Source organism: Mycolicibacter sp. MU0102 (assembly GCF_963378105.1).
GTDB classification, from domain to species: Bacteria; Actinomycetota; Actinomycetes; order Mycobacteriales; family Mycobacteriaceae; genus Mycobacterium; species Mycobacterium holstebronense.
Window position 1 is genome coordinate 1440942 of the sequence record NZ_OY726398.1, and the last position, 15484, is coordinate 1456425.

The following is a 15484-nucleotide window of genomic DNA, read 5'->3' on the forward strand; positions in this document are numbered from 1 at the left end:
TCGCCGGGCTCTTTCGAGCTTCAAGCCTCAGGCACCGCCGAAGCCAATTGGCCTGGCTGATTCAAACATAACGATTAGATAACAATGGAGCCTTGATCTGCGTCGTTATGGCTACTCGACCGTAACCCCACGCATGCAGGACGTTTGTCCCGGATCGTTCCAGCCGCCGTCGAGCCCCGTGATATCCGGGGCTGGGTTACCCGAGCGTAGAACTCACCAGTAACCAATTTGCTGCAGAAACGGCACAGGTTCTTATGACACTCTTACGGCTGTAGCGCGGCCGCGAATACGCGAGAACCCGCAGATGGCCGGTCATTCCGGCACCCGTCGATGAAGACGTGACATTAACCAGGGCAGGGGAGATACATAACGTGACGATCCACGAACACGACCGGGTTTCCGCTGAGGGTGCAGGTTCGGGGCGGTTCGCCAGCGCCTCGTCGGCTCTGGTGGACCGGTTGACGGGCGGCGAGCCGTACGCGGTCGCCTTCGGTGGACAGGGCAGTGCCTGGTTGGAGTCGCTCGAGGAGCTGGTGTCTTCGGCCGGCATCGAGACGGAGCTGGCCACGCTGGCCGGTGAGGCTGATCTGCTGCTCGAGCCGATCGCCAAGGAACTTGTGGTGGTCCGGCCCATCGGCTTCGAGCCGTTGCAATGGGTGCGGGCGCTGGCGGCCGAGGACCCCATCCCGTCGGCCAAGCAGCTGACTTCGGCGGCCGTGTCGGTGCCGGGCGTGCTGCTGACCCAGATCGCCGCAATGCGGGCCATGGAGCGTCAAGGGCTGGACCTGGCGGCTACTCCGCCCGTCGCCGCGGCCGGGCACTCGCAGGGCATCCTGGCCGTCGAGTCGCTGAAGGCCGGCGGTTCCAACGACGTACAGCTGCTCGCGATCGCCCAACTGCTGGGTGCCGCCGGAACGCTGGTGGCCCGTCGCCGCGGCATTTCGATCCTGGGCGACCGCCCGCCGATGGTGTCGGTCACCAATGTCGACCCCGAGCGCATCCGGCAACTGCTGGACGAGTTCTCCCAGGATGTGCGCACGGTGCTACCGCCGGTGCTGTCCATCCGCAACGGTCGCCGTGCCGTGGTGATCACCGGGACCCCCGAGCAGCTGTCTCGTTTCGAGTTGTACTGCGAGCAGATCGCCGAGAAGGAGGCCGCCGAGCGCAAGAACAAGCTGCGCGGCGGCGCGGTCTTCGCTCCGGTCTTCGAACCGGTCCAGGTCGAGGTCGGCTTCCACTCGCCGCGGCTGTCCGACGGCATCGAGATCGTCGCGCAGTGGGCCGCCAAAGTGGGTCTCGATGTGGAATTGACCCGCCAACTGGCCGACTCGATCCTGGTGGGCGAGGTCGACTGGGTCGACGAGGTCACCACGCTGCATGACGCGGGCGCCCGCTGGATTCTGGACCTGGGACCCGGCGACATCCTGACCCGACTGACCGCACCGGTGATCCGCGGCCTGGGCATCGGCATCGTGCCGGTGGCCACCCGCGGCGGACAGCGCAACCTGTTCACCATCGGCGCCGTCCCGGAGGTCGCCCGGCCTTGGACGAGCTACGCCCCGTCGGTGGTCGCGCTGCCCGACGGCCGAGTCAAGCTCGACACCAAGTTCACCCGGCTGACCGGCCGCTCGCCGATCCTGTTGGCCGGCATGACCCCGACCACGGTCGACGCCAAGATCGTCGCTGCGGCCGCCAACGCCGGACACTGGTCCGAGCTGGCCGGCGGTGGGCAGGTCACCGAGGAGATCTTCGATGCCCGTGTCGCCGAGCTGAACACCCTGCTCGAGCCCGGCCGCACCGTCCAGTTCAACTCGCTGTTCCTGGACCCCTACCTGTGGAAGTTGCAGGTCGGCGGAAAGCGCTTGGTGCAGAAGGCACGTGCGTCCGGTGCGCCGTTCGACGGACTGGTGATCAGTGCCGGCATCCCCGAACTGGAAGAGGCCGTCGAGCTGATCGCCGAGCTCAACGAATCCGGCATCAGCCACGTGGTGTTCAAGCCTGGCACCGTCGAGCAGATCCGGTCGGTGATCCGCATCGCCGCCGAGGTTCCCACCACGCCGGTGATCGTGCACGTCGAGGGTGGCCGCGCCGGCGGGCACCACTCCTGGGAAGACCTCGACGACCTGCTGTTGGCGACGTACTCCGAGCTGCGCTCACAGCCCAACATCACGCTGTGCGTCGGCGGTGGAATCGGCACCCCCGAGCAGGCCGCCGAATACCTGTCCGGCCGCTGGTCGCAGCAGCACGGCTTCCCGCTGATGCCCGTTGACGGCATCCTGGTCGGTACCGCGGCGATGGCCACCCTGGAGGCCACCACGTCGCCGGCGGTGAAGCAGATGCTGGTCGACACCAAGGGCACCGACCACTGGATCGGCGCAGGGAAAGCCCAGGGCGGCATGGCTTCCTCGCGCAGCCAGCTCGGTGCCGACATCCACGAGATCGACAACGTCGCCTCACGGTGCGGTCGGCTGCTCGACGAGGTCGCCGGTGACGGCGAGGCCGTCGCAGCGCGTCGCGACGAGATCATCGCCGCACTGGCCGACACCGCCAAGCCCTACTTCGGTGATGTCACCGAGATGACGTACGCGCAGTGGCTGCGCCGCTATGTGGAACTGGCTATCGGTGCCGGCGACTCGACCGCGGACACGGCCTCACCGGACAGCCCGTGGCTGGCCGACACCTGGCGGGAGCGGTTCGGTTCGATGCTGCAGCGCGTCGAAGCGCGGCTCAACGAGCTCGAGTCCGGACCGATCGAGACCTTGTTCACCGATTCCGAAGGCGCACAGTCGATCCTGGAGCGCCCCGAAGAAGCCATCGCGGCGCTGCTGGCGCGCTACCCCGAGGCCGAGACGGTTCGGCTGCACCCGGCCGACGCGCCGTTCTTCACCCAGCTCTGCAAGACGCCGGGTAAGCCGGTCAACTTCGTGCCGGTGATCGACAAGGACGTGCGCCGTTGGTGGCGCAGTGACTCGCTGTGGCAGGCACACGACGCCCGCTACACCGCCGAGCAGGTCTGCATCATTCCGGGCATCACCGCCGTCGCCGGCATCACCCGGGTCGACGAGCCGGTCGGCGAGCTGCTGGACCGCTTCGAGCAGGCCGCAGTTGACCAGGTCCTCGCCACCGGCGTGGAACCCGCCCCGGTCACCGCGCGCCGTCGGGGCCGCACCGACGTGACCGGCCCGCTGGCCGTGCTACTCGACGCCCCCGATGTGCGGTGGGCCGGCCGCACCGCCACCAACCCGGTGCACCGGATCGCCGACCCCGCCGAATGGCAGGTGCACGAGAACCGCACCGCCACCCACCCGTCGACCGGGGCTCGCCTGGAGATCGCCCAGAACGAGGGCGCTTCCAACGTCGTGCTGAGTGTGCCGCTGTCCGGTGTCTGGATCAACATTCGCTTCACCGTTCCGGCCGCCGTCGTCGACGGAGCCACCCCGCTGGTGTCCACCGAGGACGCCGCCGCCGCGATGCGCGCGGTGCTGGCCATCGCCGCCGGTGTCGACGGCCCCGAGGCCCTGCCGCCGGTGCACGACGGCACGGCCACTGTCACCGTGGCGTGGAACCCCGAGCAGGCCGCCGACCACACCGGCGTGACGGCAACGTTCGGCGCGCCGCTGGCGCCCGGACTGTCCACCGTGCCCGACGCATTGGTCGGGCGGTGCTGGCCGGCGGTGTTCGCCGCCATCGGCGCGGCCACCACCGACGCCGGGTTCCCGGTTGTCGAGGGTCTGCTCTCCCTGGTGCACCTGGACCACGCGGCGCACCTGCTCGCCACGCTGCCGGCACAACCGGCCGAATTGACCGTCACCGCAACGGCATCGGCGGCCACCGACACCGAGGTCGGCCGCGTGGTCCCGGTTTCCGTCACGGTCGCTGCGGCCGATGGCACCGTGCTGGCCACCCTGGAGGAGCGCTTCGCGATCCGCGGGCGTACCGGTGCCACGGAACTGACCGACCCGGTCCGGGCCGGCGGCGCGGTCTCCGACAACGCCACCGACACCCCGCGCCGCCGTCGGCGCGACGTCACCGTGACCGCACCGGTGGACATGCGGCCGTTCGCGGCGGTCTCCGGCGACTACAACCCGATCCACACCGACCGGGCCGCGGCACTGCTTGCCGGCCTGGAATCGCCCATCGTGCACGGCATGTGGCTCTCGGCCGCGGCCCAGCATGTGGTGACCGCCACCGACGGCCAGGCTCGCCCACCGGCGCGGCTGGTCGGCTGGACCGCACGCTTTCTGGGCATGGTCAAGCCCGGCGATGACGTCGACTTCCGGGTAGACCGGGTCGGAATCGACCTAGGCGCAGAGGTTCTGGAGATCAGCGCACGGATCGGGTCGGACCTGGTGATGTCGGCGACCGCCCGGCTGACCGCCCCCAAGACCGTCTACGCGTTCCCCGGTCAGGGCATCCAGCACAAGGGCATGGGCATGGACGTGCGGGCCCGGTCCAAGGCCGCCCGCAAGGTCTGGGACTCCGCGGACAACTTCACCCGCGAAACCCTGGGCTTCTCGGTGCTGCACGTGGTGCGCGACAACCCGACCAGCCTGATCGCCTCCGGCGTGCACTACCAGCACCCCGAGGGTGTGCTGTATCTGACGCAGTTCACCCAGGTCGCGATGGCCACTGTGGCCGCCGCGCAGGTTGCCGAGATGCGCGAGCAGGGTGCCTTCGTCGAGGGCGCGATCGCGTGCGGTCACTCCGTCGGCGAGTACACCGCGCTGGCGTGTGTCAGTGACGTCTACCAGCTGGAGGCGTTGCTGGAGGTGGTGTTCCACCGTGGCTCCAAGATGCACGACATCGTGCCGCGTGACGCCATGGGACGTTCCAACTACCGGCTGGCCGCCATCCGGCCGTCGCAGATCGACCTCGACGACGCCGACGTCACCGCATTCGTCGCCGAGATCGCCGAGCGCACTGGGGAATTCCTGCAGATCGTCAACTTCAACCTGCGCGGCTCGCAGTACGCGATCGCCGGCACGGTGGCCGGCCTGGAGGCGCTGGAGGCCGAGGTGGAGCGGCGCCGCGAGATCTCCGGCGGCAAGCGGTCATTCATCCTGGTGCCCGGGATCGACGTGCCGTTCCACTCCGAGGTGCTCCGCATTGGCGTCGATGACTTCCGGCGTTCGCTGGAGCGGGTCATGCCGCGTGACACCGACCCCGACCTGATCGTCGGACGCTACATCCCCAACCTGGTGCCCAAGCCGTTCACCTTGGACCGCGAGTTCGTCCAAGAGATTCGCGACCTGGTGCCGGCCGAGCCCCTCGACGAGATCCTCGCCGACTACGACACCTGGCGTAACGAGAAGCCGAGCGAGCTGTGCCGGAAGATCGTTATCGAGTTGCTGGCCTGGCAGTTCGCCAGCCCGGTGCGTTGGATCGAGACGCAGGACCTGCTGTTCATCGAGCAGGCCGCCGGTGGGCTGGGCGTGGAGCGGTTTGTCGAGATCGGTGTGAAGACCGCCCCGACGGTCGCCGGGCTGGCCACCAACACGCTCAAGCTGCCCGAGTACGCCCACAGCACCGTGGAAGTGCTCAACGCCGAGCGGGACGCAGCGGTGCTGTTCGCCACCGACACCGACCCCGAGCCGGAGCCGGAGGAGGAAGAGGTCCCGGCTGAGGCTTCCGCGGAAGGCGCCCCGGCCGAGGCGACCGCCCCGGCGCCCGCCGCGCCGGCCGCCCCGACGGGTGCCCCGCGCCCCGACGACATCGCGTTCGACGCCGCCGATGCCACCTGCGCGTTGATCGCGCTGAGCGCCAAGATGCGCATCGATCAGATCGAGGCGCTGGACTCCATCGAGTCCATCACCGACGGCGCGTCTTCGCGGCGCAACCAGCTGCTGGTGGACCTGGGTTCGGAGTTGAACCTGGGCGCCATCGACGGCGCCGCCGAAGCCGACCTGTCCGGGCTGAAGTCGCAGGTGACCAAGCTGGCGCGCACCTACAAGCCGTACGGCCCGGTGCTGACCGACGCGATCAACGACCAGCTCCGCACCATTCTCGGACCGTCCGGCAAGCGGCCCGGTGCCATCGCCGAACGGGTCAAGAAGACCTGGGAGCTCGGTGACGGCTGGGCCAAGCACGTCACCGTCGAGGTGGCGTTGGGGACCCGCGAGGGCACCAGTGTCCGCGGCGGCTCCCTGGGTGGGTTGCACGAGGGCGCCCTGGCCGATGCCGCAGCCGTCGACAAGGTCATCGATGCGGCCGTGCAGGCCGTCGCCGCACGCCGCGGTGTCGCGGTGAGCCTGCCGTCGGCAGGCGGTGGCGGTGGCGGCGCGACCGTGGACGCCGCCGCGCTGGGCGAGTTCACCGCCCAGATCACCGGCCGCGACGGTGTGCTCGCCTCGGCGGCCCGGCTGGTGTTGGGCCAACTCGGGTTCAGCGAAGATGTGGCGGCGGTCCCGGCGGGTGCCACCGACAGCGAGCTGATCGACCTGGTGTCCGCCGAATTGGGTTCGGACTGGCCGCGCCTGGTGGCGCCGGCCTTCGACGGCCGCAAGGCGGTGCTGTTCGACGACCGTTGGGCCAGTGCCCGCGAGGACCTGGTCAAGCTGTGGCTGGTCGACGAAGGCGACATCGACGCCGACTGGCCGCGTCTGGCCGAGCGTTTCGAGGGTGCCGGCCACGTGGTCGCCACCCAGGCGTCCTGGTGGCAGGCCCGGGCGCTGGCCTCCGGCCGGCAGATTCACGGCTCGCTGTACGCCCGGATCGCTGCCGGCGCGGAGAACCCGGGCCGGGGCCGCTACAGCGACGAGGTGGCGGTGGTGACCGGTGCCTCCAAGGGCTCGATCGCGGCATCGGTGGTCGGGCAGCTGCTCGACGGCGGTGCGACCGTCATCGCCACCACGTCTCGACTCGACGACGAGCGACTGAGCTTCTACCGCGACCTTTACCGTGACCACGCTCGGTTCGGTGCTGCGCTGTGGGTGGTGCCGGCCAACATGGCTTCGTACTCCGACATCGACGCCTTGGTCGAGTGGGTCGGAACCGAGCAGGCCGAAAACCTTGGGCCGCAGTCGATCCACCTCAAGGATGCGCAGACCCCGACACTGCTGTTCCCGTTCGCGGCTCCGCGGGTCACCGGCGATCTGTCGGAGGCCGGTGCGCGGGCCGAGATGGAGATGAAGGTTCTGCTGTGGGCGGTGCAGCGCCTCATCGGCGGTCTGTCGAAGATCGGCGCCGAGCGCGACATCGCCTCCCGGTTGCACGTGGTGCTGCCCGGCTCGCCCAACCGCGGCATGTTCGGCGGGGACGGCGCCTATGGCGAGGCCAAGGCGTCGCTGGACGCGCTGGTGTCGCGCTGGAAGGCGGAGTCCTCGTGGGCTTCTCGGGTCAGCCTGGCCCACGCCCTGATCGGCTGGACTCGCGGCACCGGGCTGATGGGCCACAACGACGTCATCGTCGATGCGGTCGAGGAAGCCGGCGTCACCACCTATTCGACCGAGCAGATGGCGGCCATGCTGCTGGGCCTGTGCAACGTCGAGTCCAAGGTGGCCGCGGCCAACGCCCCGATCGAGGCCGACCTGACCGGTGGCCTGGCCGAGGCGAACCTGGACATGGCCGAGCTGGCTGCCCGGGCTCGTGAGGAGATGACGAGCGAAGCGGCAGCCGATGATGAGGAAGACGCCGGCAACACCATTGCGGCACTGCCGAGCCCGCCGCGGGGCCACACCCCGGCACCCCCGCCGGCCTGGGCCGACCTCGACGTCGACCCGGCTGACCTGGTGGTCATCGTCGGTGGCGCCGAATTGGGCCCGCTGGGCTCGTCGCGCACCCGCTTCGAGATGGAGGTCTCCGGCGAGCTGTCAGCCGCTGGGGTGCTCGAACTGGCCTGGACCACTGGCCTGGTCAAGTGGGAGGACGACCCGACCCCGGGTTGGTATGACACCGCGACCGGCGAGCTGGTCGACGAGGCCGAGCTGGTGGAGCGCTACCACGACGCCGTGGTGGAACGCGTCGGTGTTCGCGAGTTCGTCGATGACGGCGCGATCGATCCCGACCACGCCTCACCGCTGCTGGTCAGTGTGTTCCTGGACAAGGACTTCTCGTTCGTAGTCTCCAGCGAGGCCGACGCTCGGGCATTCGTCGAGTTCGACCCCGAGCACACTGTGGTGCGCCCGGTGCCGGACTCCTCGGACTGGCAGGTGATCCGCAAGGCCGGCACCGAGATTCGGGTGCCGCGCAAGAGCAAGCTGTCGCGCACCGTGGGTGCTCAGATCCCGACCGGGTTCGACCCGACGGTGTGGGGGATCAGCCAGGACATGGCCACCTCCATCGACCGGGTGGCGCTGTGGAACATCGTCGCGACCGTGGATGCGTTCCTGTCGGCGGGCTTCACCCCGACCGAGCTGATGCGCTGGGTGCACCCGTCGCTGGTGGCCAGCACGCAGGGCACCGGCATGGGCGGCATGACCTCGATGCAGACCATGTACCACGGCAACCTGCTCGGGCGGGCCAAGCCGAACGACATCCTGCAGGAAGTTCTGCCCAATGTCGTTGCCGCGCACGTAGTCCAGAGCTACGTCGGGTCCTACGGCGCGATGATCCACCCAGTGGCCGCCTGTGCCACCGCGGCGGTCTCGGTCGAGGAGGGCGTCGACAAGATCCGGCTGGGCAAGGCCGAGCTGGTGGTCACCGGCGGCTACGACGACCTGACCCTGGAGGCCATCATCGGCTTCGGTGACATGGCGGCCACCGCCGACACCGAGATGATGCGCGCCAAGGGAATCAGCGACTCGAAGTTCTCCCGCGCCAACGACCGGCGCCGGTTGGGCTTCGTCGAGGCTCAGGGTGGTGGCACCATTCTGCTGGCCCGCGGCGACCTGGCCGCCAAGATGGGCCTGCCGGTCCTGGCGGTGGTGGCCTACGCGCAGAGCTTCGCCGACGGCGTGCACACCTCGATCCCTGCTCCGGGCCTGGGCGCCCTGGGCGCGGGCCGTGGCGGCAAGGACTCGATGCTGGCCCGTTCCCTGGCCAAGCTGGGTGTGGGCGCCGATGACATCGCGGTGGTCTCCAAGCACGACACCTCGACGTTGGCCAACGACCCCAACGAGACCGAGCTGCACGAGCGGCTGGCCGACTCGCTGGGCCGCTCCGACGGTGCGCCGCTGTTCGTGATCAGCCAGAAGAGCCTCACCGGGCACGCCAAGGGCGGCGCGGCGGTCTTCCAGATGATGGGCCTGTGCCAGGTGCTGCGCGACGGGGTCATCCCGCCCAACCGCAGCCTGGACTGTGTCGATGACGAGCTGGCCACCGCCGGGCACCTGGTGTGGGTGCGCGAGACGCTGGAGCTGGGGGAGAAGTTCCCGCTCAAGGCCGGTTTGGTCACCAGCCTCGGCTTCGGTCACGTGTCCGGTCTGGTCGCCCTGGTGCACCCGGCGGCGTTCCTGGCGGCGCTGGACCCGAGTCAGCGTGCGGCGTATCTGGAGCAGGCGGACTCTCGGGTGCTGGCCGGTCAGCGGCGACTCGCCTCGGCGATCGCCGGCGGCAAGCCGATGTACGAGCGGCCCGCCGACCGGCGGTTCGACCACGACTCGTCGGAGAAGCGCCAGGAGTCGGCGATGCTGCTCAACCCGGCGGCACGGCTCGGCGACGGCGACGTCTACATCGGATAGCGTCGCTGATTATGGGGATCGTTGGTGTCGGGATCGACCTGGTGTCGATTCCCGACTTCGCCGAGCAGGTCGACCAGCCCGGGACGGTGTTCGCCGAGACGTTCACCCCTGGGGAGCGTCGCGATGCCTCCGACAAGAGTTCGTCGGCGGCGCGCCACCTGGCGGCCCGCTGGGCGGCTAAGGAGGCGGTGATCAAGGCATGGTCGGGGTCGCGGTTCGCCCAGAAGCCGGTGTTGCCGGAGGCGATTCACCGCGACATCGAGGTGGTCACCGACACGTGGGGACGCCCGAAGGTGCGACTCTCCGGTGAGATCGCGCAGCATCTGGCCGAGGTGACGATCCACGTGTCGCTGACCCACGAGGCCGACACGGCGGCCGCCGTCGCCATCCTCGAGGTGTAGCCACCGACTAGCCTCGACGCCATGAGCGATCTGGTGCAGCGAGTCCGCGACATCTTGCCGTCGGTGCGGGCTGACCTGGAGGATCTGGTGCGCATCGAGTCGGTGTGGGCCGACCCTGCGCGACGACCCGAGGTGCACCGCAGCGCTCAGCGTGTCGCAGACCTGCTGAGCCAGGCCGGTTTTCCGCAGGTGCAGATCGCCGCCGAGGGCGGTGCGCCGGCGGTCATCGCGCACTATCCGCCTCCTCCGGGTGCCCCTACTGTGTTGCTCTACGCCCATCATGACGTGCAGCCCGAGGGTGACGCGGAACAGTGGGATTCGCCACCGTTCGAACCCGCCGAACGCGACGGGCGGCTTTACGGCCGCGGCACCGCCGACGACAAGGCCGGTATCGCAACACATCTGGCGGCATTCCGGGCGCACGGCGGCCAGCCGCCGGTCGGCGTGACGGTCTTCGTCGAGGGAGAGGAGGAATCCGGATCGCCGTCGCTGGGGGCGCTGCTTGCCGCGCACCGCGAGGCGCTGAGCGCCGACGTGATCGTGATCGCCGACTCCGACAACTGGAGCACCGATATTCCGTCGCTGACGGTGTCGCTGCGGGGGCTGGCCGACTGCGTGGTGGAAGTCGCGACGCTGGATCACGGTCTGCACTCGGGGCTCTGGGGTGGGGTGGTGCCCGACGCCCTGACCGTATTGGTTCGGCTGCTGGCAAGCCTGCACGATGACCAGGGCAACGTCGCGGTCGCCGGGCTTCACGAAAGCGTCGCGGCACCCGTCGATTACCCGCCCGAACGCGTGCGTGCCGACACCGGGCTGCTGGACGGGGTGGCCGAGATCGGCTCCGGATCGGTGCCGCAACGGATGTGGGCCAAGCCTGCGATCACCGTCATCGGTATCGATACCACGAGCATCGCGGCGTCCTCGAACACGCTGATCCCACGGGCCCGGGCCAAGGTCAGCATGCGGGTGGCCCCCGGTGGCGACGCCGCTGCCCACCTGGACGCGCTCACCGCTCACCTGCAACACCATGCCCCGTGGGGAGCCCGGGTGACTGTCACCCCAGGCGACGTCGGGCAGCCCTACGCCATCGACGCCACCGGTCCGGTGTACGACGCCGCGCGGGCCGCGTTCGCCCAGGCGTGGGGCGTCGAACCCATCGATATGGGCATGGGCGGTTCCATCCCGTTCATCGCCGAGTTCGCCGCTGCCTACCCCCAGGCGACCATCCTGGTCACCGGGGTGGAAGATCCCGGCACCCAGGCGCACAGCATCAACGAGAGCCTGCACCTGGGCGTGCTGGAACGCGCCGCTACCGCCGAAGCGCTGTTGCTGGAAAAGCTGGGTCAGCCCGCCCGATGATCGCTGGCCCACCGCAATTGCCGCAGACGGTGCCGGACGCGGTACGACAGCTGGCCGGTGACGATGATCCACGCCCGGTGTGGCTCAACGAGGTCGGCGGTACCACGTTCGAAGTTGTGGGCGCCGCCGGGCGTCGCTTTATCAAGTGGTCGCCGATCGACAGCGGCATTGACCTGTCTGCCGAGGCGGCGCGACTGCGGTGGGCGCTCGGCTACACGCCGGTGCCGCCTGTACTCGATCACGGCCGTAACGAACAGGGGCAGTGGCTGGTCACCGCGGCACTGCCCGGCACCAATGCTGTCGCGGCGCGATGGATCGCCGACCCGCGCCCAGCAGTGACGGGGATCGGGCGGGGACTGCGGGCGCTGCACGACGCCCTGCCGGTGGCGGCATGTCCGTTCGACTGGAGCGCCGAGCGGCGGGTCGCGGACGCCAATCATCGTTCCGGTCAACTGAATCCGGCGCAGTGGCCTGCGGAATTCGCCGGTCTCACCGTCGCGCAGGCGTTGCAGCGAGTAACCGATCCGCCTTCAGTTGATCGGCTGGTGGTGTGCCACGGCGACGCCTGCGCGCCGAACACCTTGCTGAACGACGACGGACAGCCCACGGGGCACGTCGACCTCGGCGAACTGGGGATTGCCGATCGCTGGGCCGATCTGGCGGTGGCCACCTGGAGCACTGAGTGGAACTACGGTGCCGACTGGACGGATGTGCTCCTCGATGCCTACGGAATCGGGCGAGACCAGGAGCGAATCGACTACTACCGATTGTTGTGGACCCTCGATCCTTGATCGGGAGGCCCACAAGGGCCACTTGTGATTGCATGGGGAGATGGCGCTGAGCCCCCGCATGCCCGATCTGTCGGCGTTCGAGATGTTGGTGGCTATCGCCAGAACCGGCAGCCTTGGCGCTGCGGGGCGGGAATTGGGGCTGACGCAGCAGGCGGTTTCGGCACGCCTGACCGAGATGGAGGCCCAGACCGGTGTGCGACTTGTAACGCGTAGTGCGCGTGGTTCGCAGTTGACTTCGGCCGGGGCAGTCGTGACGGAGTGGGCAGACCAGCTACTGGATGTCGCCAGTCACGTCGATGCCGGGCTGGCTTCGTTGCGGACCGCAAGCCGCAAGAAGATGAACGTGGTTGCGAGTCTGACGATCGCCGAACAGCTGATGCCCCGCTGGATCGTGTCCCTGCAGACCTCCGCCACACGAACCGGCCGCGAGGCACCGGAGGTCATTCTGACCGCCACCAACAGCGAGCAGGCCATTGCGAACGTGCGGGGCGGATCGGCGGACCTGGGATTTATCGAGAGTCCGGGGGCGCTGACCGGTATTCGCAGCCGTGTCGTGGCGCACGACGACCTCGTGGTGATCGTGCCGCCCGACCACAAATGGGTGCGTCGCTCCAAAGGCGTGACCGCCGCAGAGCTCAGCCAGACCCCGCTGGTCGTGCGGGAACAGGGTTCGGGCACCCGGGACTCGCTGACGTCGGCGTTGCGTGCCGTCTTGGGTCACGAGGTGCAGCAGGCACGTCCGGCATTGGAACTGTCTTCGTCGGTCGCCGTGCGTGGTGCCGTACTGGCCGGGGCCGGGCCGGCGGTGATGAGCAGGTTGGCGGTCGCCGATGACCTTGCGGTCGGCCGGCTTCGCAGCGTCGAGGTGCCGGAATTAGACCTGCATCGGGATCTCAGGGCGATCTGGACGGGTGGGCGGACGCCGCCGGCCGGTGCGGCCCGGGACCTGTTGAGTCATATCGGCGGCGCCAACCGGCTGCGCTGATGCCCGCCGAAGCTATGTGCCGTACTGCAACCACAGGGGCAGTGCGCTGTTGAGCCGCTGCATGAACTTGATCAGTCCGATCCGATACTGCCCAGATCCGAACGAGTCGATTCCGTACTCGGGGAAAGCAATTCCGACCCCGAACAGTCCCGGAGCCAGGATCCCGTTCACCGGGTCGTATTCCAGCTCCCCCCACTGCGGGGTCGCGGGGAGCTGCCGTCGGGTGAAGCCGACGGTGTAGACAACGTGGCTACAGGCTTGGAGCTGCTCGGAGAACTCCTTGTCGTCTACCCGATACCGTTCCAGGCGCTCCGGATAGGTTCCGTCGATGTTCTCGCGGGCCCACGTTGCGGCATTTCCCTTCAGGCCAGTGTCGTCGAACAGGATCTGATCGCCAAGGTAGACAGCGTATTTGGTGGGGCTCCGATAGAAGTTGACGACCTTCTGCGCCTGGGTGTTCAACAGGTTGGGCAGCGCCACCATCGATGAGTGTGACGAGCCGAAGACCGCCACCGTGGCGTCGTCCAACGCCAGCTGGCCGAGCTTGTCGGGGTTCAGTGCCACCTCGATCGGAATCTCTTCCAGGTGCGGATGCTGAAGCGTCTTGGGAATCGAACCGACGGCCAGAATTACGTTCTTCGCTTCGATCTCGGCGTCCGGGGTGCTCACCAGCCACCGGCGGTTGCGCAGGGTGAGCTCGGTGGCCACCGCGCGAATGGCGGTGACGCGCTGGGTCAGGTGCTGCGAGATCCACACCAACGGATCGGCGACGAGGCCGAGCGGACAGGTGTGACCGGGATCGATATCGGTCAGCTCAAAGTGGGGCGCTTCGGAGAATCGGAACGACGGGGAGCCGTTCAAGTAGCCGAGGAAGAGCGACACATGGGTGTTGCCGGGGACGGCGCGCCATTTGGTGCCGATATCGCCGGCGGCAAAGTCGGGGTCGATCCAGGCGATCTGGCTCTCGGGGACGCCATGGTCGAGCAGCCGGCCCACCGCGGCGATACCTGCGGGACCTGCTCCGATCACTGCCCAGCTGTGCTCAGTCATCTTCCTGCCTTCCAACGGGGTAGGAGTAGCGCGCCTTGTTGTCGCTCGATCGGAGGCGCTACCCAAGCCCGACCGTTGGGATTAATGCTGCGCCCGACAGTAGTCCGCGGCTAGGGGGTTTGTCCTTGTCAGCCCACAAGGGTTCGTTGTGACCCAGAGATAGTTGGCCGTCTGCTCCCGATCGGGTGCGCGGCAGGCTGACGAGGCTTATCTTCACGGGACAGGACGACGTCATTTCGGGACAGGACCAGGTACGCCGTGAAGCCGCTCGCGCGTTATGCATCGCTCTACGGATATGCCGATTTGACTCGTTCCCTCGGGGTCGACCCGATTCCCTTGCTGCGGGAGCGGGGCCTCGATCTTGCGAGCCTGAATCTGCAAGACCGCTGGTTGCCGGCGGTTACGGTCGCAGAACTGCTGGAGAAGACGGCGGCCGTCTCCGGGTGCGACGACTTCGGCCTGCGGCTTGCCGAACGGCGACGTTTCGCCAACCTTGGGCCACTGAGCCTGGCGGTGCGCGAGGAACCTGATGTTCGGAGCGCACTGCACATGCTGGCCCGGTACCAGCACGCCTACAACGAGGCGGTCTGGGCGCGCCTGTACGAGACCGATGAACTGGCCACGCTTCGAGTCGAGCTGGACTGCGGCGAACCGGTGGAGGAACGGCAGTCTTCGGAGTTGGCCGTGGCCGCACTGCATCGTCTCCTGCGCGGCTTCCTCGGACCCCAGTGGAAGCCGGTAGCGGTCTATTTCCAGCATCGGCCGCCGAAGAGCACCGCACCCCACCGGAAGTTCTTCGGGTCGACGGTGCGGTTCGATCAGGAGTTCGCCGGAATCGAATTTGCGGCAAGCGAACTCGATTTGGCCAACAAAATGTCCGACCCGCTGCTGCGGCCGTATGCCCAACGGGTCCTGCAGTCGTTGGAACCGCCCAAGGATGCGGTCGTGGTGGACCGGGTCCGGAGTCTGATCGAGCTGCTGTTGCCCATTGGACGTTGTTCGGTAGAACAGGTAGCGCGCAGTCTCGGTGTGGATCGCAGGACCGTTCACCGGCGTCTCGCGGAGTCGGGCGAGACTTACTCGTCGGTTCTGAATGCCGCCCGGGTGGACTTGGCCAAGCGGATGGTGGGCAGTTCCCGCTACTCGTTGACCGAGATCGCCCAATTGCTCTCCTTTTCCGCACCAAGCAACTTCTCGCGCTGGTTTCGCACGCAGTTCGGCTGTAGTCCCCGGCAGTGGCAAGACGAGAAGCGGCGCTGAAACGCCCACCCGCGATGTCCC

At 68.3% G+C, this 15484-nt stretch carries 7 protein-coding genes; 6 read left to right on the forward strand and 1 reads right to left on the reverse strand.

Annotation, left to right across the window (positions count from 1 at the left end; translation table 11 throughout):
• Positions 1-371: 371 nt before the first annotated feature.
• The 5 genes from RCP37_RS06790 to RCP37_RS06810 are packed head-to-tail and all read left to right on the forward strand — an operon-like array spanning position 372 to position 13153.
• Positions 372-9617 (forward strand): polyketide synthase, encoded by a 9246-nt coding sequence (locus tag RCP37_RS06790; RefSeq protein WP_308486165.1) that lies wholly within the window; start codon positions 372-374, stop codon positions 9615-9617.
• Between the two features lie 11 nt (positions 9618-9628).
• Positions 9629-10018, forward strand: a complete 390-nt coding sequence (acpS, locus tag RCP37_RS06795) for a holo-ACP synthase AcpS (RefSeq protein WP_308486166.1) — start codon at positions 9629-9631, stop codon at positions 10016-10018.
• A 21-nt stretch (positions 10019-10039) separates the two neighbouring features.
• Positions 10040-11377, forward strand: a complete 1338-nt coding sequence (locus RCP37_RS06800; protein ID WP_308486167.1) for a dipeptidase — start codon at positions 10040-10042, stop codon at positions 11375-11377.
• Positions 11374-12168 carry an aminoglycoside 3'-phosphotransferase gene (locus tag RCP37_RS06805; RefSeq protein WP_308486168.1) on the forward strand — a complete coding sequence of 265 codons (795 nt, stop codon included), beginning with the start codon at positions 11374-11376 and terminating at the stop codon, positions 12166-12168. Before RCP37_RS06800 ends, RCP37_RS06805 begins: the two co-directional genes overlap by 4 nt.
• A 40-nt stretch (positions 12169-12208) precedes the next feature.
• Positions 12209-13153: a LysR family transcriptional regulator gene (locus tag RCP37_RS06810; RefSeq protein ID WP_308486169.1), complete on the forward strand. Its 945-nt coding sequence runs from the start codon at positions 12209-12211 to the stop codon at positions 13151-13153.
• A 12-nt stretch (positions 13154-13165) separates the two neighbouring features.
• Here the strand turns inward: RCP37_RS06810 and RCP37_RS06815 are convergent, their stop codons facing one another.
• On the reverse strand, positions 13166-14203 hold the full coding sequence (locus RCP37_RS06815; protein WP_308486170.1) for an FAD/NAD(P)-binding protein: 1038 nt from the start codon (positions 14201-14203) through the stop codon (positions 13166-13168).
• A gap of 258 nt (positions 14204-14461) precedes the next feature.
• Here RCP37_RS06815 and RCP37_RS06820 point away from each other — a divergent pair, with 258 nt between their 5' ends.
• The gene (locus tag RCP37_RS06820) at positions 14462-15463 is read left to right on the forward strand and encodes an AraC family transcriptional regulator (protein WP_308486171.1); all 1002 of its coding nucleotides are present in this window, start codon (positions 14462-14464) and stop codon (positions 15461-15463) included.
• Positions 15464-15484 lie beyond the last annotated feature (21 nt).

Excerpts from the sequence above, each read along its gene's own strand:
- RCP37_RS06805 (WP_308486168.1), top strand. The coding sequence starts at position 11,374 with ATGATCGCTGGCCCACCGCAATTGCCGCAGACGGTGCCGGACGCGGTA.
- RCP37_RS06815 (WP_308486170.1), bottom strand. The coding sequence starts at position 14,203 with ATGACTGAGCACAGCTGGGCAGTGATCGGAGCAGGTCCCGCAGGTATC.
- RCP37_RS06800 (WP_308486167.1), top strand. The coding sequence starts at position 10,040 with ATGAGCGATCTGGTGCAGCGAGTCCGCGACATCTTGCCGTCGGTGCGG.
- RCP37_RS06810 (WP_308486169.1), top strand. The coding sequence starts at position 12,209 with ATGGCGCTGAGCCCCCGCATGCCCGATCTGTCGGCGTTCGAGATGTTG.
- acpS (WP_308486166.1), top strand. The coding sequence starts at position 9,629 with ATGGGGATCGTTGGTGTCGGGATCGACCTGGTGTCGATTCCCGACTTC.